Origin of the sequence: Archangium violaceum Cb vi76, from assembly GCF_000733295.1 — a bacterium.
Taxonomy (GTDB): Bacteria; Myxococcota; Myxococcia; order Myxococcales; family Myxococcaceae; genus Archangium; species Archangium violaceum.
Genome location: NZ_JPMI01000121.1, coordinates 16,188 through 38,951 on the forward strand (window position 1 = coordinate 16,188; position 22,764 = coordinate 38,951).

Consider the following 22,764-nt stretch of genomic DNA (forward strand, 5'->3'; position numbering starts at 1 on the left):
GCCAGGTGGTTGTTGACGGCGGACGTGCGTTCTCCGGGCGCCAGTTCGGAGACGTGGCACAGCCGGTCAGCAGGGCACATGCGGCCAGGGTCAGCAGGGCCGCTGCCGTGCCTCGGCGGGAACAAAGAGGGGACGACATATGGAAAACCCGGCTCCGTTAGAGCTCTCGTGTCATGAAGACGCTGAAGGGGTCGTCGGCGTAACCGTCGAACGGGCCGCAGCGGACGAAGCCCGCGCTCTCGTAGAGCCGGAGCGCGGGGATGAACGCCGCGGACGAGCCCGTCTCCAGCCACAGGCTTCGCATGCCCCTCTTCCTCGCCTCCGCGATGAGGTGCTCGAGCATCGCCCTCCCGACCCCACGGCCGAGGAAGGCATCGGCCACACGCATCGACTTGAGCTCGCCGCGCCATGTGTCGAGGTGCTTGAGCGCTCCGCAGCCGGCGATCTCCTCTCCGCACCAGGCGGACCAGAACGTCACGCCGGGTTGCCGCAGTTTGTCGATGTCGAAGGCGTGCACGCTTTCCGGGGGAGAGTTCGCGTGCATGCCGGAGAGGTGCCTCGCGATCAGGGCGCGGGTCGGCTCTCCGGAGAGATCATCGAGGTGGAACCTCAGGGGCAGGCTCATGGGCGGGTCCAGAAGGGGCAACGGATTCTACTCCGTCAGTCCTCCACCACCACCGTCACCGGCTGGCTGACCTGGGGGCGGTGCACCATGGCCGCGGTGATGACGTGCCGTCCCGGCCGCAGGCTCCAGCGGAACTCGTGCGGATAACCCACCTCCGCCACCGGCACGCCATCCACCATCCAGACAATCGGCTCCGTGCTCGGCGTCACGTCCGCCGCCAGCCTCAGTGTCGAGGCCGACGCGGGCGTGTCCGGGTCATACAGCAGCCGCACCGTGCCCCTCGGCTCGCGGATGGCCACCTTGGGTTCCAGCTCCTCGGGGCGGCTCGGACACAGCGGGCTCTCCCTCAGCGGCGCGATGTCCAGGTGCTGCCGCCGTGCCCACTGCTCGTACTCCTCCGGCAGGGCCAGCATTACCCGCGTCACCACCTCGCGCTCCGGGCAGGTGGGGCCCGCCCTCAGGCCGTTGCGCCGATCCAGCCGCACCTTCGCGTGGAAGGGGCAGCTCTCCGCCGGGGCCGTGCCGGGGACGAACCACTCGCTCTTGCGGTGGGGGCACTCCGGCCCCGCCAGCCGGCCCGACAGCGGGCACACATCCATGGCCAGCGCGCCCGTGGGCGGCGGGAAGGTGTCGAGCACCGGCCGGTACGGGCGCCACCCGGGCATCACCGCTTCGAAAATCTCGTGCACCACGTTGGCCGCGCCGAGCAGCCCGCCCACGCCATTCATCCGGCGCCAGTCGTGGTTGCCCACCCACACCGCCACGAGCAGCCGGTCGCTGAAGGCCATGGCCCAGGCGTCGCGGTAGCCCTGGCTGGTGCCTGTCTTCACCGCCACCGCGTAGGGGTAATCCAACGAGCTGCCCACGGGGAACGACGGCCGGCGTGCCAACGGGTCCGAGAGCATGTGGCGCACCAACTGGGCCGACTCGCGCGTCATCAGCCGGCGCGAGGGCGCCATGGGCTCGTCGGTGAAGCGCCGCAGCGAGCGCGTCTCCCCCTCGTGGGCGAGCACCAGGTACAGCTCCGCCAGTTCCTCCAGCGTGACGTGCAGGTTGCCCACCGCCAGGCCCAGGCCGTAGCGGTCCGGCTCGTAGGAGATGCCGCCCACGCCCACCTTCTCCAGGAAGCGCAGCGTCGGCTCCACGCCCACCCGCTCCAGCACGCGCAGGGCGGGGATGTTGCGCGAGTTGCCCAGTGCCTCGCGCAGCAGCATGGGCCCCAGGAACGAGTGGTTGATGTTCTCCGGCAGGTAGGAGCGGCCGTTCTCCACCCGCACGTCCATGGGCGTATCCGCCAGCTCGGTGGCGGCGGTGACGATGCCCTTCTCCAGCGCCAACCCGTAGATGAAGGGCTTGAGCGTGGAGCCCGGCGAGCGCCGCTGCTTCACGAAGTCGATGGCGCCCCGGTGCTCCTGGTTGAAGAAGTCCCGCGAGCCCACGTACGCGAGGATGTCGCCCGTCTCCGTGTCCACCACCAGCGCCGCCGTGTTGCCCGCTCCCGCGCCGTCCAGCCGGTTCAGGTTCCGCTGGAGGAGGCTCGCCACCTTCGATTGAACCTCCAGGTCCAGCGTGGCCGTGGAGATGGGCTCGGCCCGGGCACTGGCCAGACCGCTCCACTCCAGCACCGCGTGCAGCGCCTCGGGCATGCGCTGGGGCCGGGGCACCAGGCCCAGGTCCGCCTGCAGTGACTGCTCCAATTCCTCCCGGGACAGCGCGCCCCGCTCGTGCAGCGCACGGAGGATGCGGTGGCCGCGCTTGCGTGCGCGCCGCAGGCCGTCCTCTGTGTATGGGTTCATCCGTCCGGGGAGCTGGGGCAGCCCCGCGAGGAAGGCGGCCTGCGTCCAGGACAGGTCCTCCACCGGCTTGTCGAAGTAGAGCCGTGCCGCACGCGCCACGCCGTGCACCCGGTTTCCATATGGGGCGATGGCCAGGTACTGGCGGAGCACCTTCTCGTGACCGTGCCCGTGCACGAGCAGCAGCGCCTCCACCGCCTCGCGCACCTTGCGCCACGCCGTGCGCTCCCCGGGCGTCTGCATCCGCGCCACCTGCATCGCCAGGGTGGACGCCCCCGAGATGACGCGCAGGTTGCGCACGTTCTGCACCAGGGCCCGCCCCACCGAGGGCAGGTGTACGCCCGGGTGCTCGTAGAAGTGCCGGTCCTCGGTGACGAGCGTCGCCTGGACGATGCGCTCGGGCAGCACGTAGGGCACCGGCCAGTAGCCGAGCTCCCCGCCCGTCCCGGGCACCTCGCCCAGGTACGCGCCCCGCCGGTCCAGCACGAGGCGCGAGGGCTCGTAGCCGAGCAGCCCATCCCGGAGGCTGGAGGCGAACCACACCCCCGCCCCCAGCAGCACCAGGGCGAGCACCGCCGCCCCGCGTGTCCGCCTACTTCTCATGCTCTCCCTTCACCACGATGCGCAGGCCCTCGCCGCGGCCACGAATCGACTCGCGGTACATCAGCTCGGCCCAGGGCGCCGGGTGCACGAAGGAGCCCTCGGTGGCGGCGCGCACCCGGAAGTGGAAGGTGTACGTCCCGCGCTGCATCCGCAGGAAGTAGTAGCGCACCTCGTTGTCCAACCGCTGCACGTAGGCCGGCTTGAGCGAGTCCGCCTGCGACGGCTTCGCGTCCGAGGAGGCGTTCGCCAGCTCCGGGTTGAGGGGCTCGAGCCCCGCCGCGAAGGGCACCACCAGCGCCACGTGGACGCGATCCTCCTCGGTGACGATGCGCGTGTGCAGCTCCAGGATGTCGCCCACCTTCAACTCCTTCACCTCGCCCGAGGCGTCGTCGAAGCGCGTCTCCTCGGAGCCGTCCGCGTGCCGCCAGGTGGCGCCGCGCGAGACGATGAAGCCCTGCTTGAGCGGCGTCACCTTGTCTCCCGGGGTGGCCGGGATGTACCGGGCCTCCATGCGCATGCCCACGGGCCCTCCCTTCACGGTGGCGGTCTGCTGCGCGTCACTGGCCACCTCGGCGCGGGCCGTCTTCGTGCTCTTGTTCACCTTGAGCGCGGCGCCCGAGGTCAGCGTCACCGTGGTGTCCGGCACCGCGGGCTTCGCCTTCTCCAGGTACAGCGCCAGCGCGCCGATGGCCCGGCGGTTCTCGAAGGTGCTGCCGAAGCCCGTCTCCGCGTTCCCGTAGGACAGGAGCGCGTCACGCAGCTGCTCCAACCGCGTGTCCTCCGGGGACAGCCGCACCAGGGCCTCGAAGACGGCCGCCACGCTGGCGGTCCGCGAGCCGAGGTAGCCGTAGTAGCCCCATGCGTCGCGGCGCCACTTGAGGCCCTCGAAGACGGGCTTGCCCTTGTTCAGCTTGATGATGACGCTGTCCCACAGCTCGTTGCGCAGCGCATCCAGGTTGGCGCGGTACACCGAGGGCTGGGAGAGCATGGTCGAGGCCAGGTCCGCCAGGCTCTGGATGTCCAGGCGCTCGCGCAGCTGGAAGAGGTCCACGAGGTAGTGCTGGTCCAGCGCGCCCGCGCGGGTGAGGGCTCGCAGCGCCGCCGTCTGCTGGTTGTAGCGCCACTCCTGCACCAGGCCCGGCCAGGTGCTGCGCAGCGAGCGCTTGAGGGCCTCCACCGCGCGCGTCTGCACCTTCTCGTCCACCTTCAGGCCCGCGCGGCGCGCCGCGTCCAGGAACTCCACCGCCAGCGCCGTCACCTGCACGTCGCCCGGTCCTCCCGGCCAGAAGGCCATCAGCCCCTGGTCATCCTGGTAGAGCGGCATCTCGTCCTGCATGCGCTGCACGTTCTTGTCGATCTGCTTGCCGAAGAGCGTGCGCACTCCCAGGTCCCGCAGCACCGCGGCCATGGCCACGTCCGGGTAGAGCTGCGACAGCTTCTGCTCGAGGCAGCCGTGCGGGTACTGGGCCAGGTAATCCAGGCCGGAGATCATCTCCAGTACGCCCGGAATGGCGGTGATGGTCACCTCCTGAGAGGCCGTGCCCGGACGCGCCGGCTCGGGCAGCGGCTTGAGCGGGGTGTTGCCCGCGTTCAGCGTGTCGAAGTACGCGAAGTGCTCCACCGTGCGATCCGGCAGCACGGGCAGCTGCACCTCGAAGGCGTCTCCCGCCTTGTCCGCCTTGCGCTCGATGTCCACGCGTACCTTCAGCGACTGCGGCTCGGACACGTCCGCGTTCTTCACGGTGATGGGGGTGACGAAGCTCATGGCCCGGTTGGCCTGCAGCTCCACGTTCTGGTTCAGCGGTTGCACGTCCGCCGGACCCGACACCTTCACCGCCACCGAGCCGGGGCCTCCGTTGCCCTCCACCACGCGGCCCACCGCGCCGCCCCAGAAGCGGTCTCCCTGGCGCACGAAGCGTGGGAGCTGCGGCTGCACCAGCACCGGCAGCCGCACGCGCAGCACCGTCTGCTTGTACCCGAAGCGCTGCAGCCCGGAGATGGCCACCGCGCGCACGCGGAAGTTGGTGAGGTCGTCCGACAGCGGCACCTGCACCGTCAGCTTGCCGGACGCTGGCACCTGCAACGTGGCCTGGTAGTACGGCACCGTCTGGAAGTTCTTGCGCACCACGCGCTTGCCGCCGCCTTCCTGCTCCTCCTCGCTGCCGTCTCCGCCGGGTGTTTCCTCCTGCTCGAAGAGCTTGCCCACCAGGCTGTTGCGCGTGTCGCGCAGCGTGGTGCCGCGCGCGTTCTGCTTGATGAGCTCATCCAGCGGGTTGAGCGTCCCCTCCGGCGCGAGCGACAGCACGGCCTCGTCCACCAGCCACAGCGTCACCTCTCCGGCCAGCGGTTTGCCCTGGTCATCCTTGAGCGTCAGCTCCACCGGGACGGTGGCCCCGGGGCGCGCCGTCTCGGGGTGCTTGATGTCCACCAGCACCTGGTTGCGCACCGGCTCCACCTTCACGTCCACCGACGCCCCGAGCGTCTGCGGCCGGTAGCGCGAGTCGTCCTTGTCCCCCTCGCCGAGCCGTCCCCGCATCAACAGCACGTGCACCGGGATGTTGGGCACGTGCTGCGCCCGGATGGCCAGCTCGTGCACCGCCTTGCCACCGGACACGTCGTGCCAGGTGTACGTGTTGCCGCCCGGCTCCTCCACCACCACCAGCGCGCGGCCCTCCTGGAAGGGGCTCTGGAGGATGAGGCGCGCCGTCTCGCCTGGCTTGTACGAGTTCTTGTCCGGGGTGAGCCCGAACACGCCCTGGCGCGACTTCTGCCACGCGATGGGCGTCTGGCCTCCCACGTACAGGTCCGCCGTCAGCGTCTGCACGCGCCCCAGCTTGTCTCGCGCCACCAATTCCACCACGTACACGCCCGCCTCCTTCAGCTCGAAGGCCGGCGACACGGGCTTGTCCTCCGTGGTGGAGATCGTCTTCTCGGAGAGCTTCACGTCCTCCTGCTCGGTGACGTAGCGGGCCTCGCCGGTGGCGAAGCTCGTCTCCCGCAGCTGGCTGTGCCAGATGCGCCGGTAGAGGCGCACCAGCACCTCCTGGCCCTTCACCAGCTTGTCGTTGACGCCCACGGCGATGATGTCCGGCGTGAGCGTGAAGGGCTTGTCCGAGTAGCGCGGCACCTTCAGGCCCAGCACGAAGGGCGGCAGGGCCTTCACGTCCTGCGCCGCGGAAACGGGCTGGTTGTCCGCGCCGGTGACGGTGGCCTCGAAGCGGTAGATGCGCGCCGAGCCGTCCAGGTCCAACGCCGGGTTGACGCTCATCTCGTCCGCGCCGTTGTCGTCCAGCGTCGCGTTGCGCGTCATCGCCTCGGGGGCGCGGCTCTGTCCCTCACGGGCGAACTGGTTGCTGGAGGCGAAGAGGAAGCCCTCACGCCCCTTGGGCACGTAGTAGTAGGGGCGGCGCGTCACCGTCCACGAGATGGGCTGCCCGGCCACGTTGCCGCCCGCGTAGTAGCGCGCCACCGCCTTCACCTTGAAGGGCCCATCCAGCCGCACCGTGGCGGGGCTGGACAGCTGCACCTCGAAGGTGGGGATGCGGTAGGCCTCGATCTGGAACTTCCGGCGCGCCAGCGTCCGCCCCGTGCGCACCTCGGCGAGCACCGCGTAGTACTCGCCCGTGGGCGCGTCCTTCTCCTGGAACTCGGCGGAGAAGCCATACAGCGCGGTGAAGCTCAGCGGCAGCTTCCACACCTGCTCGCCCGGACCCTCCACGCGCAGCTCGTACTTCCGCTCGTCCTCGGGGGCCACGAAGTCACCGCTCACCTCGTTGCGCAGGAAGCCCTTGAGGTAGACCTTCTCGCCCGGCCGGTAGATGGGGCGCTCGGTGAAGAGGAAGCCGCGCGGACCGTCGTTCGGCGGCGGCGGCGTCTGCTGCGACAGCCACTCCAGCCAGCCCGAGGACGGCGACCAGTGGTTGTTGGCGAAGGCCGCCGGGGCCTCGCGCGGATCCAACACGAGGATGTCCTCGCCGTTGCGCACGGTGACGCGCTGGAGCTGCACCCAGTTGCCCTGAGGTCCGAGCGTCGCCCGGCCGGTGCCATCCGTGGTGAGCTCGTGCGTGAAGGCCTCCTGGATGAACGAGCCCTTGTGCTTCGGATCCGGCACGTTGCGCTGGCCCTCGAGCACGATGCGCGCGCCCTTCAGCTCCTGCGCCCCGTCCAGCGTGCGCACGAAGAAGACGGCCTTGTCCCGCTCCTCCACCGTGCTCAGCGACAGGTTGGTGATCTGCACCCGGACGTAGGAGCGCTCGGGCGCGCCGGTGAGCCGCCGCAGGCCCACGAGGTACGTGCCCGGCCTCACCTTGCCCACCACCGGATCGAGCAGGGGCGCCAGGTCCAGGCCGAACGTGGTGGTGCCACCTTTCCTGGGCAGCGGCAGGTCCACCAGCTTGGAGACGAGCGGCGTGCCCAGCAGGCGGATGTGCGCCTTCAGCTCGTCCTCGCCGATGTAGCCGGGCGTGGGCTTCACCTGCGGCTCCTCGCCGGGGAAGGGCGGGGCGCTCTGCTCGTTGACGACGATGGGCCGGTTGGGGAAGGGCCACAGGCCAGGGTGCAGCGGATCCACCCGGTAGATGCGCACGTCCGCCCGCGCGTCACCGTAGCCCTGCAGCGGCAGCATGCGCGGGCCCTTCGCCTCCACCAGCGCGGTGCCCTGCATCCAGCGCAGGAAGGGCTGCTTGAAGTCCAGGTGGAAGAAGACCTGGAGATCGCCGGGGTCCCTCAGTGGCCTGCCGCTGTCGTCGCGGATGGGCGCGGCGCCAATGCGCATGCGGTACAGCGTGTCCGGGACGAACCGGCCGCGCAGCGCCACGCGGCTGCCGTACGCCTGGTAGTGCAGGTCCGGCACCGCGGGCTCCAGCCGCACCAGCTTCTTGAGCGAGGTGAGCGACAGGCCCTCCACCGGCGCGGAGAAGACGAGCTGCGGCAGGTCTCCCTGGTTGCCGCACGCGAGCGCCATGTCCCGGGGGGTGGAGGCTCCACCCGTCAGCGAGAACTGGCTCCTGCCGCACTGCACCTGCTGGAGGTGGAAGGCCGGCCGCGTGGACAGCCGCCCCACCCACAGCACCTTGTCCTCGTCTCCCAGCGCGAGGCTGACGTTGACGCGCAGTTGCTTGCCCTCGGGCACGTCCTCCTCGAGCGTGATGGCGTAGACGGCCTGCTCGCGCTGGCTGCCACGCGGCAGCTGCGACAGCGTCCAGTCCTTCAGCACCCGCGTGGGCGAGTCCGCCAGGCCCGGCAGGTCTCGCACCTCCAGCCGGAGCATCTTGCGCAGCGACTCGAGCGGCAGCGCCTGCGGGAAGGTGAGCGTGAGGGTGCGGAAGGGCCTCAGGTCCGTGCTGTCGGGCTGCGGCGACATGGCCGAGGGCGCCGACATCATCGTGGTGAGAATCTTGCGCGCGCCGCCCGCCTCGAAGGAGAAGCGCGCCAGCGCGGGCCAGGGCTCGGCGGGACGGAACTGGAGCGTCTTGCGGTCCGCCCAGAACCACTGGCCGGGCCACGAGGGCACCACCTCGAGCAGCTTCGCCCCGTCGTCCGCGCTCTGCTTGCCGGGGCCGGCGTTGTCGGGGAAGTAGACGGTGACCGGGTCGAAGCCGCGCAGGAACTGGTCGGGGAGGATCTTCACCCCCCCGCCCTCGGGGCGCTGGCTCTCATCGGCCGGACGGTACTCCTGCGCCCGCGCGGGGACGGCCGCGAGCACCAGGAGCAGGCAGAGCAGGGAGTTCACGAGGCGCATCACGGGTTCTCTCCGATGCGATTGAAGAAGTCGCGCAGGTACTCCTCGGGGACACCGGTCTTCGCACCGGCGAGCCCCACGAGGACGGGCTTGAAGGGGAGGGGACGCTCCAGCGTGTTGGGAGCGTGGATGGCGAGCAGGTACGTGCCCTTCTCCAGGGCGAGGAATTGCTGGCAGCCCTCGCCCAGCACGCGCTGGGCGGTGTCGAGCACGGTGCACTGGAGCACCTCGGCGGGCACCTGCAGCCCCAGGCCGATGTTGCCGGCCGAGGCGGTGTCGAAGCGGAAGTACTGCGTCTGGCCCGGGGCCACCCAGCCCTCGGCCTGGGCCACGCCCTCGGTCAGCGGCTTCACCGGCTCGTGGGTCCAGGTGACGTTGCCGGTGAGGGGCTGGTTGGCGAAGCTTCGCACCACGAGCCGGTAGGTTCCGGCCGTGAGCAGCCGATCGACGGAGCAGCCGCGATCCAGGCCCGCCACCACGAGCACGTGGGTGTCCTTCGCGAGGCCGCAGACGCCCGAGTCGCCCCTCAGGTGGACGACAGCGTCGGCGGGCACGGTGAGGGTGCGCTCCACCACCTCGCCGGAGAGGCCGAGGGCCTTCGCGGCGGGCAGCTCGGGCACCTTGCTCCTGGGCGTCGGGGGCAGCAGGGCCAGGCCGAGCCCGTCCGGCTCCGCGAGCACCGCGCGCACGCCGCCCGGGTTCGTCTCCAGCAGGAGCTGGCCGCGGCGGCCGGGTGGCACCTGGAGCTCACAGCCTTCCAGTCGTGTCCCGTCGTCGAGCGTCGTCATGCACCGCTCCGCGCCCGTCACCCGCAGCTGGCGCGTGCCCTCCGAGCTTCCGAAGGCCAGCACCTGCTGTCCGGGCACGCGCGAGGTGGCCTCGAAGAGGGTCGCGAGGGGCAGGGCCGGCTTCGCCGCCTCCACCGAGAGCACCTCCGTCTGCACCCGGGACTCGGAAGGGGACCAGAGGAACACCGCGCCGCCCGTGCCGCTCAGGATGCAGCGGGAGAGCGTGTCTCCCGGTGGGCACAGGTCCACCGCGGCGCCCTTGCCATCCACCAGCACGGCCCACGCCTCCCGGGCCAGGGAGAGCTGCACGCGCGCGGGCTCGCCGGGCATCACCATGCGGAGGGCGGGTCCGCCGTTCCACGTCAGCTCCCGCAGGCCGGGCGTCAGCGGCACGGAGGACGTGGGCACCGGGAAGGAGAGCCGCTGGACGACGGCCTCGCCCTTCTCCGTCACGGGCGTCCACCAGCGCGCGAGCGACTCGCTGGTGGGGCCCGTGGCCGCGTAGCACGCGGAGCCGCGCTGCTGCGACACGCCTCCGTCCAGCCGGCACGCCGGGTAGGCGGGGTCACCAAAGGGCACGCTCACGCGCAGCAGGTGCAGGGCCTCCCGCTTCGAGCGCTGACGCAGCAGGGAGGTGTCCCGGCTCAGCGGGGCGCGCTGCTCCTCGGGGTCCTCCAGCGTGGCCACGCGCTCGGAGAGGGAGAGCTTCGTTTCGGCGGTGGCGCCGGGCACGCCGAACACCCAGTCACCGGCTTCCAGCGAGGCCTCGGGGCCGCACGGGTCGAGGGGTCCCTGCCGGGAGGCGGGCAGGCAGTAGACGCCGTTGCCCGTCTCGTAGCGGCCGGGCCTCGGCAACCGCGCGCTCGTGGCCTCGCCCGCCGGAATCCTCCCACCGGAGAAGGGCCGCAGAGGCCGCGCCGCCACGCTGGTGCTCACCTTCGTGGGCTGGCCCAACGTCCAGACGCGCACGCGCCAGGGCGAGGTGCCCGGCTTGAGCAGCAACTGGCACTCGCGCACGTCCATGCCGCGTGACACCACCGCGCCGCGCTCGTCCTCCAGGGCACAGGAGAAGGCCGACTTCGCCTTCAGCACCACCTGCTGCAGCGTGTCGGCGGGCACGGGCGGCAGCGTGGCTCGCACCACGCCGGTGCCCACGTCCAGCGTGCCACTCTCGGCGAGCATTCCGGCGTCGGACACCGTGGCCAGCTCCACCGAGACACGCGAGGGGCCCGGCTGCTGCGTCTGGCTCTCCAGCACCAGCGTGTAGCTTCCCGCGGGAAGCGGCTCGGCGATGGCGCAGTTCCAGTCCGCGCCGTGGTCCGCACTCTCCACCGCGAGCCGTCCCGTGCCGTCGAAGAGGCGGCAGCGCACGTCCGTGCTGCCGCGCGTGAAGAGGCGCAGCGTACCGTCCATGGGCAGCACCAGCGGCAGGCGGCCGGGGACGTTCACGTCCATGACCATGGGCGGCGCGAGCACCTCCGTGCGCAGGTACAGCGTGTAGGAGATGGCCACGTCTCCGCGGCTGTGCTCGGTCACCAGCGTGTAGCGCCCGGGCTCGAGCTGGAGGGACTGACCCGAGGGGGGCTGGGCATGCATCACCGGCACGGGCCTCACGGGCGCGGCCGGCGCTGCCTCCTCCTCGTTTGGCGGGGGGGCCTCTTCTCCTTCGGAATACTCCTCTTCCCGCTGGCCCTCCGAGTACTCGGGGGCCTCCGAATACCCACCCTCCGGCGCGGGCTCCGACTCGGGAGGCGGGGGCGTGTACGTGCCCTGGGGGGCGACGACGTCCACGGGCCTGCGCGTGCCGTCCGCGCCGGTGGAGTAGAGCCGCCCCTGCATTCCGTTGCTGAGGGAGAAGGACACGGTCATGCGCGCCGGCACCTCGAAGGTGAACTCGTCCTTGCCGTCCTTGCCGAGGTCCGCCCGGTACCACTGGTTGAAGCGCACGGCATGCGCCTTGTTGCCCTTGAGCACCACCGGGGGCTGGATGCGCTCCAGCGCGGTGCGGCGCATGGACTCCACCGTGAGCGGCAGTTGCGTCCACAGGTAGGTGCCCTTCGCCAGCCGCAGCGACTGCTCGCAGGGCGTGGGCACCGTCACCACCGGCCAGCCCTGGGGGTCATCCAGGCGGCACTGGAGCCGCGCACCTGGCGCGGCGGTGGACAGCGTGTAGTCCGCGACGCGCGGCACCGTGAGCTTCTGCTGGATGAGGTCACCCGCTTCCACGCGGAAGAAGGCCTCGCCGTCGGCGCGAACGCCCTCGGCCGTCTTCAGCTCGCGCCGCTCCAGCAGCACGGCCCCGCGGCCCCTGCTCTGGTTCACCGTCCTCGCGGTGAGCAGGTAGCGGCCGGGCCTCAGGTAGGTGGACACGAGGCAGTTGCGCCCGCGCCCTCCACCCTGGGCGCTGCCCACCTGCGGCACCACCGGCGTGCGGATGCTGCACTCGGTGGCCAGCAGGCCCTGCGTCGTCACGTGGTAGAGGCCCTCCTTCTTCACGTCGAAGGTGAGCGAGTGCGACTGGCCGCGCTCGAAGTCGAACCAGGCGGGCTCGGAGGGCTTCAGCGAGGGCAGGGGCGGGAAGACGGGCGAGTACGCGCTCAGGGGTGGCGGAGGCGGTGGGGGCGGCCCGGGCCGGTGCACCACCAGGTTGAGGGACGCGCCGCCCGGCTGGGACAGCGTGAGCATGCCGCCCGAGCCCGGAAGCTGGCAGCGTCCGTCCCGTGCCTCCACCCGGGTGCTCCCCAGGGCGCACGTGAAGGGCTCGCTCCCGGAGGCACGCACCTCGACGGCGCCTCCCGAGGCCAGGGGCAGCTCGAGCGGCTGCGAGCCATCCAGCACCACCGGCAGGCGCTCGTCGAGGGCGAGCGGCAGCGGACGCAGCACGAGGCCGCGCAGCGAGCTGCTCGTGCTCCGGTTGGCGACGACGCGGTAGACGTAGTCCTTCTGCAGCTTCACGCCCTTCATGAGGCACGCGGTGCGGGTGGGCGTGTCCTGCTGGGGCTCGCGGCCCTCGGGGGCCAGCGTGAGCCGCTCGATGCCCTCGGTGCCGCCGTACAGCTTCAGCTCGTACAGCCCGGCTCCGGCCGTGTGGGCGATGCGGCACGTCTGCCCCGAGGGATTCGTCTCCGTGATGCGCGTGCGCCGGGCGCCGTCCACCTGGTACAGCTCGCAGCGGCTCTTGCGGTCCCCGCTGGTGGAGAAGACGTAGCGCCCGGAGCCCGTCACCCGGAACCAGACGGTGGCGTTCGAGCCGTTGTAGTTGAAGGCCCGGCGGAAGGCGCGCTCGCGGCCCACCTCGGGCCCGTCGAACCCCATGGGGACCCAGTCCATGCCGGACGTCGTCTCCAGCATGCACCCCAGGGGCGCGCTGTCCGGATCCACCGGCACCTCGTGCAGTCCCACCAGGAACTCGCCGCTGGAGGGGGCCTCGAAGTACGGCGTCGACCCGCCCTGGCTGTAGGTGCCGTCCAGGTAACGGTCCCGCGTCGGGAGGCGCGCCCACTGCAACGTCAGCCGCGTCCCGGGCTCACCCCGGAGGATGGCCACGTGACGGTTCTTGTCCGCGCCTCCCACCACCACGCCGCACTGCGGGACGAGCGCCTTGCCCTGAATCTGGCAGCCCCCCTCCGAGCCCCCGGTGACGTTGCTGCCGCCCTCGGCGGACACCCCGTGGAGGCTCACGCGGCTGGAGGACTGCCCGCCGCTGTCGCGCGACAGGAAGACGGCGCTGGGCCCCGAGGGCAGCTCCACCGCGCTCATGCCCCAGGGGGGCAGGGTGACGCTCAGCGAGTGCTCCGCGGGTGCCTTCGGGAATCCGTAGGCCACCGAGAGGGTGTTGTCCTCCTGGCCCTCGGTCCACTGCTTCGGGGACGTGCCATAGGTGGTGAGCAGGTAGCTGCCCGGGTCGAGCGTCGTCTCCAGCCACCACTCGTACTGGGGCTGCCCCACGCGCGGCTGCGTGGAGGCGTCCTTCACCACCACGGGCTCCAGCCACGCGCCGTTGCGCCACAGCCGCACATCGCCCACGGTGCGGCCGGAGACCCGCAGGGTGACGGGCTGGCGCTTGTCCAGCTTCAACCAGAAGGAGGCCTGGTGGCGCGGGGCGAGCACCTGGCGCACCTCGCGCTCCGGCGTCAGCAGCACCGGTTGGGCGTTGTCCTCGGTGTAGGGCACCGCCTTGAGGTCCACCTTCCCCTGGGTGCCCTTGCCCTTCGTCCGCGACGTCAGGCGCAGCTTGTAGGTGCCCGAGTCCAGCAGGAGGTCCAACTCACAGTTGGAGCTTCCCGCGGCGCCGCTCTGGGCGAAGGGGCCGCGGACGTGGTCGACGATCTCACAGGCGGTGCCGGAGGGGGTCCTCGCGGTGATGGCTACCCGCGAGGCGCGGTCGAGCGTGATGAGCGACTCCTGGTTGCCCTTCGCCGGCACGGAGGCGGGCGAGAGGCTGACGGCGTTGAGCAGCAGGAGGGTGAGTGACAGGGGCGAGAGGAGCATGAGGCCCTCTGGTAGAGGTGCCGCACAGGGGGTGCGGCCGGGCGCTCCTCTCATACCAGCAAATGGCGGGCCACCCCATAGGCGCTCCCCTGGCCTCTTCCTTCACCCGGCGTGTGTCCGAGCGCCCACGTGGGCGTGGCCCGTGGCCCGCGTCCTCAGTAGCGCCAGACCTCCAGCGAGGACGCGATGTCATTCCACTGGGAGCCCAGGTTGTCGATGTTCTGCGTGACGTACAGTCCCGAGCCGCCCCAGTTGTCGTGCTGCCAGATGTTCGCCCGGTAGTTGCCGATGAGGCGCACGGAGGACGCGCGATCATTGAAGCCCCGGCTGCCCAGCTCATAGGTGGGACCGGTGAGCTGGATGACGTCACCCTGGTACCCCGCGTGCTCGTACAGGTACACGCCGTCCTGGGCGCCGTAGCCCCACACCGCGTAGGCATGGTCTCCGTGCCAGCGCATGTAATGGGCGCCCCAATAGGTGTAGGCCCAGTTGTTGAACCCACCGGGAGAGCGCTTCACCAGGACGGTCCAGGACTGGAAGGGGAAGCGGGCCCGGACGCGGGAGGCCAGCTGCGCCGCCCGGTTCTCCGCGGAGCCACTCAGGCTTCCCACCTGGCCGTCGATGTAGCTCGCCAGGAAGCTCTCGCTGACCGCGCTGTCGGCCGACAGCGTGTTGAACGCCACGTGGCTGTAGCCATCCACCCAATCCGACTTCTGGTACAGCCCGTAGTGCGTGGCGGAGTAGCCCCAGTTGTCGCTTCCCTGGGTTCCCGAGACGATCACGTGCCAGTACATGCCCGGCAGCTTGTGCTCCAGGAACGTCCGCGCCTCGATGACGCGATCCCTCGCCTTGTCATCACCATCGCCGTGCCAGCCGTAGGAGATGTTGTTGAAGGCCGTGGCGAAGTCCGCGCCGAGGGCGGCCGCGTTCGGGGCCAGACGGAAGTTGTGGGCGATGATGGCGTCGATCAACCCCGCGCCCGGGAAGTCCATCATCACCACGCCCGTGCGCTGCACGTTGGCGCCCATCAGATAGTGCAGGGCCTGCTCGTTGACGTCGTCCGCGATCCCCGCAGGCGTTCCCCCGGCGCCCGAGGCGCTCAGGAAGTTGACGTACAGCGAGTTGATGTCTCCCGTGTTGGCCGCCACGAGGTGGTTGCGCGCCAGGTTCCACTTGTTCGTGGTGTTGGTCTCCTCCCACGCGTCCTGCAGGCGGATGCTGTTCCAGCTGATGCCGTGGTCGCCGCCATCGAAGTCGTCGAGGATGACGATCTTCCCGCGCACCTCGCCCAGCGTCGGCACGTGCGTGCCCCGCCAGATATAGGGGCTGTAGGCGTCGCGATACGACTCGAACGTCGCGGCGAAGGAGCGGCTGGTGTTCTCCTCGGTGTGCTCCTTCTTGACGCGCATGAGCACGGTTTCGGTGGGGTTGGCCTGGAGGAACTGCACCGTGGTGTTCAGCACGTCACCGAAGTGGGTCATCAGGTAGTACGCACCATGATGGATGGTGAAGGCATTCCCGATGTGGCGGGCGCGGATGTCCAGGGCGCGCACGCCCGCGTCGAGCTGCGGGCGCAGATTCGCGCCCTGGGTGAGGATCCACGCGCGCTCGAAGACGGTGACATACCATTCCGTCTCATCCGCCATGGTGTCGTGGGTGCCCGGCAGCGAGAGCGCCGACACCCGGGTGCTGTCCGGCACCCAGCGCATCCAGTTGGGATGGTGCGTGGGAATGCTCGTCGAGTCGTTGAAATACCGGCCATGCGCGGCGGCGAAGGGCGCCGGCAGCAGCAGGGCCAGGATCAAAGCCAGAGCACCACGTTGAATCAGGTTCATGCGTTCTCCAGGAGGGGTCCCGTGCCAGGACGTAGCACAGGCTCATCCTGGATTAACGAGTAAATGTTGAAAACCGCGTCAGCGCCACCCAGCGAGGACGAGCTTGCCCACCCTCTTCCCGGACTCGACCTTCGCGTGCGCCGCGCGGAGGTTGGCGGCGTTGATGGGGGAGCGCTTCTCCGTGAGGGTGGGGCGGAGGCGGCCGGCGTCGATCCACTCGGCCGCCTCCTTCAGGGCGCGGTGCTGTTCTTCCATGCACGTGAGGAGGAGGGGAAGGTCGGGGTGAAAATGGAAGGTGGCTGCGGTACGCTCTGTCCCAAGCTCAATCAGGGACACTCGCCCGGCGGGAGTCGAAGGCGGGCAGGGGAGGGAATATGGGCGTGTCTCCTTGGGTCAAGGCACTTCAGGCCCTGCTGCTCGCAAGCTGCCTCGTCGCCAGCATGAGCGCCGTCGGCGAAGAGCTGAGACGAGAGCGGGTGACGCTCTCGTTCAACGCGCATGCGCGAGCCCAAGCCCCTCTCCCTCGTGTGGAAGACTGGAAGGGGGACCTGCTCTCCCTCCAGGTGATGGACCCCGGCACCCTCGTGGTGGAGGCAGGCGATGAAGTCATCGCGGCGGGCGAGCTCCTCTGGGGCGAGGGCACGCGGCTGCGGGTGGAGCCACGCAGGGGCTACCCGCCCGCGCCGCTGCCCCGGCTGGTGAGTCCCGAGCCGGGTCGGGAAGAGGTGGAGGTTGACGTCCCGGAGGGAGTGGGTGCTGGAGGGGTGCTCACGCTCACCTATGAGTGGGGCCACGAGGACACGCCTGCCCTGGAGCGCACCTGGCGCCTGCCGCCCATGGAGGAGCTTCCACCCGAGTGGCTCGAGGACGAGTGGGTTGAGACGGAGCAGGAGGGCACGCCGGAGGACGAGGGGGACAGCGCGCTGGCCTTCCTCTTGCCACGGCAGGCCCCGCTCCCCGTCCAGGTGGACCCGGAGCGTCCGGAGTTGCTCTGGGTTCCCGCGTACGCCTCGCGGGAGGAGCTCGCCTCGCGACTCTTCGGGGATGCGTCCGCAGTGGGCGCCTTCGACTTCGAGCTCCGCACGGCGCCCCCCAACGCAGAAGGGGCGCCACGCCAGTGTGTACGCGTGCGCCAGCCGCCCGCTTTGCGGCCCGAGCTCCTCGCGCAGGTTCGCGGCGCCCTGGACGAACGACTGAAAACGGATGTCACGTGGAGCCGCGCCTGGCTCTCGGCGGATTTCCTGGACAGGCCCGGGGCCGAAGCGCTCGTGAAGCGTGGCCTGCGCTGGTCTCAACGCTCGGAGATTCCAGACGGCTCCGGCCAGAGCTACTTCGACAGCTACCTCCAGACACTGGCGCCTTGGCGGGACGCGAAGCCACTCGGGCTGCTGGGGGACACGCTCGCCCAGGACTGGCACTTCCTCGGAGAGGCCTCCGAGCCCCTGCAGAAGGCCATCGCCCTGCGCTCCAAGCGCTGGAAGACGCGCTACACCATCACGGATGGCTCACCCGTTCTCTCACCTGGAGACGTGGTGGGGCGCTTCTACTTCCCGGACGGCGCCAGCGTTCACGTGTACCTCCAGGAGCTTCTCACCGAAGAGCGTACCGAGGAGCGTGCGGAGATCCGGCTCCGCAACCTTCCCCCAAACGGCCCGCGCGTCATCATCCCCGGCGAGGATGGGCACTGGCGTGGCTACAGCGCCGACTTCCGCCTCGCCGCGGGCGCCCCCGAACCGTTGGATCACCCCGAGGGTGACTTCTACTGGTACTACCCCGGGACAGTCTTCATCCGCCCGGACGATTGGCGGCTGGGAATGGGCAGCGGCACGGGCGAACTGGCGGCCTTGCGGCAGGCGATTCTCACTGCCGCCCTGGCCAGGGCAACACCAGAGACACCGGAGCCCCTCTTCGGGCTGGACTACGATGTGCTCTCCCTTCTCTCCCGGGACGAGCGCCTGGGCGTTTTCGACACCGTCCTCGAGCGCTCGGCACTCACCTCCGAAGGTCTGCAGGAGGGCGCCGCTCAACTGCTCGGGCGGGTGGTGCTGTCCATGCCCGCCGAGGAGTTTCCCACCCTGGAGCGCAGGCTCACCTCGGGCGAAGCGCTGGAAAAGCTGCTCGGCAGCAACGCGCCGCACAAGGTGCTGCTGGGGCAGGTCTTCACCCAGAAAGCGCTGGCCTCGTTTCCACTCGTGCTCGGCTCGCTCGACGAGCTGCCCACCTTCGAGCTGGGGCACGAAGGCGGGACGGCATACCTGGTGAACGTGTCCTCCGGGCGGGTCCCCACGAAGCGGGTGGCGGCGGAGACGTGGGACATGAAGAAGGGAGTGAGCCTGGAATCAGAGCCCGCGCTGCCCCAGGAGGCTGCAGGGGCCTCGCAGCGCATGGCCCTGTACTTCGAGCCGGTGAGGCACAGCTTCCAGGCCCGTTACGGCTCCTCGACGGAACCGGACACGCGTAGCCGCGCCTTTCACCCGCTGGAGTGGGTGCGTGTGGAAATCCACGGGCAACAGCCGCGCACGCAAGTCATGACGGCCATGGAGCTGGCCCTGCACGCCTCCCTGCCGGATGAAGCGCTTCTCTGGGAGGCGGTGAGCCGCATCTCCGAGATGCACATGTTCTACCACGCCGTGTCTGCATGGACGAAGGCACCGCTGCTGCCAGGTGTGCCAGCCACCGCCGCGGAAGGTGGCCCCGTGGCTGCGGCGCAGCGGACGGCGGTACGTCAGTTCGTGGGCCAGATGACCCTGCTGACGACTCTGGCGGTGGTAGACACCTGGCGCGAAGAGCTGTCGCGGACAGTGGCGGGACGGTACTTCCTCGCGGTGCATGACCTGGCACTGCTCGCGCTGGCCGCGCGGGACATTTCCAAGCTCATCGACTCGGGCATATGGCGCGAGCTGGCGTACCGGGGTGGGCTGCTGCTGAGTCAGTCTGGCGCACGGGCCTCAGCGGGACTGCGCGAGTCCCTGGAATCCATACAGGCCCTGGCCAAGACGCTGGAGCGAATGCTCGCCGAGGGCAAGGCCGTTGCGACACCGGACGGACTGCGCTTTCCCTTTCCTGTCCGCGCCGAGGCCTTCAAGCAGGCCTTTTTCGCCATACGCGGAGAAATGGCCGCCGCACGGGCCCTCGGCGGCATTCGGAGCGCGGGGCTCGCGGCTGAGGACGCCGAGAAGACACTGGAAGCGCTGAAACTGCTGGCGGCGGAGAGCCAAGAGATGGCGCTCGCCTACGGTTCGGTGGCACGACGGGCGGCCGACCTGCCGGCCGACAAGGCACAGTCCTACCTCGCCGCCGTGGAATCGCTGCGCTCCTCTGCGCGCGGCGCGGTGAAAACGACACTACCGGGATTGCTGCATCGCTCCGGAGCGTCGAGCGTGAAGGAGCCACTCGCCTTCGTGAAGGAAGCCGAGTGGCTCGTCAGTCACCCAGAACTGGACGCCGAGGCAGTGGTTGAGTTGGCGAGGAAAGCTCGACGAGGCAGCGTGGACCTGGGGTGGTTGCGCTCGACGGGGCTGAATCTCGAGTACCTCAACTTCATGGGCAGGAACGAGAAGACAGCTTGGAAACTATTCCAACAAGCAGCGGAAGAACCGTGGAACCTGGCGGTGCAACGGCGGGCGCGCGAGCAACTTCGAGGCATTGCGGTGGAGATGCTGACAGAGCGCAATGCGCAGAAGCTCTTCCCAGGCTTCCGATTGACCGGGCGTCAAGTACCGCTGGAAGAGGGGCATATCATTGACAACGTGCTTACGGCGGCAATGGGGCAGCGGCTCCAACATGGGGTAGAAGTAAAGGGTTGGAACAAAGACAGGTGGCGCATGGCGCTCAATGCATGGAATACCAAGCAGGACGCGCAGGCGCTCAGTGAACAGCAGGCGGCACTAGCAAACCAACTACAGCGCCTGCGGGAACAACTCGCCGATGCGGCGAAGCCCCCCCGAGGGAATCCCTTTCTCGTCATCACTGACAAGCTGAGTGGGCCAACCAAGGAGAAGCTCTCGGACTTCCTGAACAGAAACGCACGGGGCACACAGATCATCGAGGTAGAGGAAGTCCGAATACTGGAGCAGACGAAGCAGTTCCGAGCAGCGCTCAATTTGCCGGAGCACTTGCCTGGAGGTGTACAATGAGCCGGTGGCCTCTCTGGGCGGTCCTGGCCTCAGGTGAGCCAGCATGGCTGGAGCGCCGTGCCTACGACGCACTGGGGTTGGAAAAGGGGGAGGAGGGCGAAGAAGGACCACCTTTCGAGGTGTGCCTGGGACATGGCCGCTATCACGGCCTCGTAGGCTCCAACCCCATCGACGTTGGCGCCGAGATTCAGATCGCCAAGGAACTATCGCTTGAAGGTGATGAGCCCGTGTACTCGATTGAGCGCGCCAACGATCCCTGGACCGTCATGTCGTGGCGGAAGGGCACCCCGGATGTCTTGGAGCGCGATCCAGAATCCCTGGCGAAGTCTCTCGGTTGTACTCTGCCAGGAGGCGAGAAATCGCATCACCGAGCAGAGAGAAGCCCCTTGCGCAAGGCCGCACTGGTAGAAGGAGTCCGAGCACAAGAGGCGCTTCGGGTGCTGGAGGAGGATGCTGGCGAGCCACTCACCCCAGGACGCTATCGGCTTGAGGACACGCCGCGTGGGCTCCTTGTTTCCAGCGGAACTGGCGACATAGGGTTTGCCGACATCACGGTGTCGGAACGGATTCCCCATGCCACTATATACGCAGTTATCGCCTCGCCGGACCTGGAGGAGTTTATCGTGACCGTGAGGCGAGGGGGTGAGGGCATCGAAGAGTTCGCGCAGCCGCCTGATGTGTTTCCGCGTCTACCGGTCGTCAGTGAGATCAAGGGCGAGCGCTTGCCCGAGCGGATTCTCGCGGCGCTGGGCATCCCGGCGGAGTGGTTCCGGAATGAATGACGGGTGCTGCGGCGGCCTCGCCCAGGTCCCGGCCATTCGGCCGAGCGGAGTGACAGCCACCTCTCCGCATCGCCCCTCTTCCGTCTCTCTTCGGAGCCCCTCCGTCCACCGTCGAACGCCCACCTCAGCTACAGAAGATCCCGAAAATGGATGAGTCGGAGAACCCGATCATGAGCCTCACTCCGGCTGTGCTTCCCGCTGAGCGCCCCGAGGACCCAGACGCCGCATCCCCGACTCCCGAGGTCAGGGTCTGGCCGCTCTTCTCCCTGGTAGTGTCCGCGGCTTCCGGAGGGACGCATGTTCGACGAAGGCGGTCCGTTGTGGGGGGTAGTGCCCGAGCTCACGCCTGGCACGGAGGTGGCCGGCTTCACCGTGGAGGGGACGATCGCCTCCGGCAGCTTCGGCACCGTGTACCGCGCGAGGCGGAGCGGAAAGCCCTACGCCGTCAAGCTGGTGGCCATCCACCCTCGAGGTGACCGGGAAGCCGCCGCGCTGCGCCTGGTGCGGCACCCCAACGTGGTGACCTTCCACGGCTATGGCCTCTGGCCCGAGGAGGAGCCGCGCTTCCTCGTCCTGGCCCTGGAGCTCGTCGAGGGCCTCACGCTCGACGCCTGGGCGGCCCGGGAGAATCCCTCCGCGCTCAAGCTGGTGATGCGGGTGTTGTTGCCCCTGGCGCTCACCCTGGCGGACGTCCATGCCTCGGGCGTGGTGCACCGGGACCTCAAGGAGGCCAACATCGTCATGCGCGAGTCGGACGGGCAACCGGTGCTGGTGGACTTCGGCGCGGCGGGCCTCAAGGAGGGAGCGCTCCGCCTGACGATGAGGCTGCCGCCAGGCACCGCCGAGTACCGCAGCCCCGAGGTGTTGCGCTTCGCGAAGCAGTGGGAGGGCGAGCACTACCCCTTCTCACCGGGAGATGACCTGTGGGCCCTGGGGGTCGTCATCTACGGTCTGTTGACGCGCACGCTGCCCTTCGGAGACCGGAACGACCCCGGGTTGAATCGGGCCATCCTCGAGGAGACGCCGCCGGCCCCGAATGAGCTCAACCCGCGTGTGCCCCAGGTCTTGAGCGACGTGTGCATGGGGTTGCTGGAGAAGAAGCTCGAGGACCGCTACCCGGACGCCAAGGCACTCGCGGAGGACCTGGTGCAAGTGTGCACCGAGGCGGACTCCTCCTGGCGCACGCCGATGTTTCCGAGAAGCGGCCACGAGAGCCCACCCGCTCCGGCGGAGCCCGGACGCCCGTTCCGCTGGCGTTGGTGGGCTGCTGGCGGGCTCGTTCTCACCTCGGCTCTGGCGCTCCTGTTGTATGCGCTTCACGGTGGCACCCCACGCACGGCGTCGCCTTCCTCACCCGCGACGCTTCAGGACGCCTCTGGCCAGGAAGTCGTGCCTCCGGCCAGGGTGGCTGAAGGTACGCCCAGCGCGGCCCCACCGCCCGCGCCCGTCGCCGCCGCGACGAACAACGAGGAGCCCACGATGCAGAAGTCCAAGACGATCCGCACCCTGGTTGCCGCTGGCTGCGTTGCCAGCGCTGGCTGCGTGAGCACGCCGAAAGCGCGTCCCCAGCCCCCTCCCGAGGAGTGCCCGCCTGGAGCGGCAGAGACGCATAAGCGCTACGGGCTTCGTCTCGGGGGGATCCATGGCGCGCATTTCGGCCCTCTGCGTGAGGGGTTCCGCTACGTCCCCGTGCGCGACAAGGAGGAGGTTTCCGCCGAGATCATCGGCCCGTGGGGCCTCTTCCCCGATTGGACCATCTTCTCTGGACGCCTCTACTCCGGTGCGGAGCGCGTCTACGGTCGCTTCACCAAGGCCACGCTGCCTGGCGGGGAGACTGTGCCCGTGTGCCTCCAGATGATGACGATCGGTCGGCGCCCGCCGCTCGGCGTTGAGCTGGAGGCTGGGAGTACGGCTTCCCGGCCGATCATCCACCCTTCTGTCAGTGTTCAGGTCGTCGAGCGCTTCGAGTAG

Annotated in this window: 9 protein-coding genes; 3 read left to right on the plus strand and 6 right to left on the minus strand. The window is 69.5% G+C overall.

The genetic code is table 11. The features are described 5' to 3' along the window. Positions 1-157: 157 nt before the first annotated feature. From Q664_RS18120 to Q664_RS54925, 6 genes are all read right to left on the minus strand, one after another. On the minus strand, positions 158-625 hold the full coding sequence (locus tag Q664_RS18120; protein ID WP_235216751.1) for a GNAT family N-acetyltransferase: 468 nt from the start codon (positions 623-625) through the stop codon (positions 158-160). A gap of 35 nt (positions 626-660) precedes the next feature. Continuing rightward, entirely contained in the window at positions 661-3,021 is a 2,361-nt protein-coding gene (gene pbpC / locus Q664_RS18125) for a penicillin-binding protein 1C (protein WP_084610049.1), read from the minus strand. Further along, positions 3,011-8,761 (minus strand): alpha-2-macroglobulin family protein, encoded by a 5,751-nt coding sequence (locus Q664_RS18130; protein ID WP_043396777.1) that lies wholly within the window; start codon positions 8,759-8,761, stop codon positions 3,011-3,013. Before Q664_RS18130 ends, pbpC begins: the two co-directional genes overlap by 11 nt. Next, positions 8,761-14,040, minus strand: coding sequence for a hypothetical protein (locus Q664_RS18135; protein WP_043396780.1), 5,280 nt, complete (start codon positions 14,038-14,040; stop codon positions 8,761-8,763). Before Q664_RS18135 ends, Q664_RS18130 begins: the two co-directional genes overlap by 1 nt. Positions 14,041-14,195: 155 nt before the next feature. Then, the gene (locus Q664_RS18140) at positions 14,196-15,875 is read right to left on the minus strand and encodes a phosphatidylinositol-specific phospholipase C domain-containing protein (RefSeq protein ID WP_043396783.1); all 1,680 of its coding nucleotides are present in this window, start codon (positions 15,873-15,875) and stop codon (positions 14,196-14,198) included. A 78-nt stretch (positions 15,876-15,953) separates the two neighbouring features. Continuing rightward, on the minus strand, positions 15,954-16,211 hold the full coding sequence (locus tag Q664_RS54925; RefSeq protein WP_268811401.1) for a zinc-binding dehydrogenase: 258 nt from the start codon (positions 16,209-16,211) through the stop codon (positions 15,954-15,956). Between the two features lie 44 nt (positions 16,212-16,255). Between Q664_RS54925 and Q664_RS18145 the strand changes: the two genes are divergently transcribed. The 3 genes from Q664_RS18145 to Q664_RS18155 all read left to right on the plus strand — a co-directional run bounded on the left by Q664_RS18145 (position 16,256) and on the right by Q664_RS18155 (position 22,764). After that, positions 16,256-20,011, plus strand: a complete 3,756-nt coding sequence (locus tag Q664_RS18145; protein WP_152622178.1) for a hypothetical protein — start codon at positions 16,256-16,258, stop codon at positions 20,009-20,011. Then, the gene (locus Q664_RS57840; RefSeq protein ID WP_152622179.1) at positions 20,008-20,793 is read left to right on the plus strand and encodes a hypothetical protein; all 786 of its coding nucleotides are present in this window, start codon (positions 20,008-20,010) and stop codon (positions 20,791-20,793) included. The genes Q664_RS18145 and Q664_RS57840 overlap by 4 nt, the downstream gene beginning before the upstream one ends. A 297-nt stretch (positions 20,794-21,090) precedes the next feature. Further along, positions 21,091-22,764: a serine/threonine protein kinase gene (locus tag Q664_RS18155; protein ID WP_043396793.1), complete on the plus strand. Its 1,674-nt coding sequence runs from the start codon at positions 21,091-21,093 to the stop codon at positions 22,762-22,764.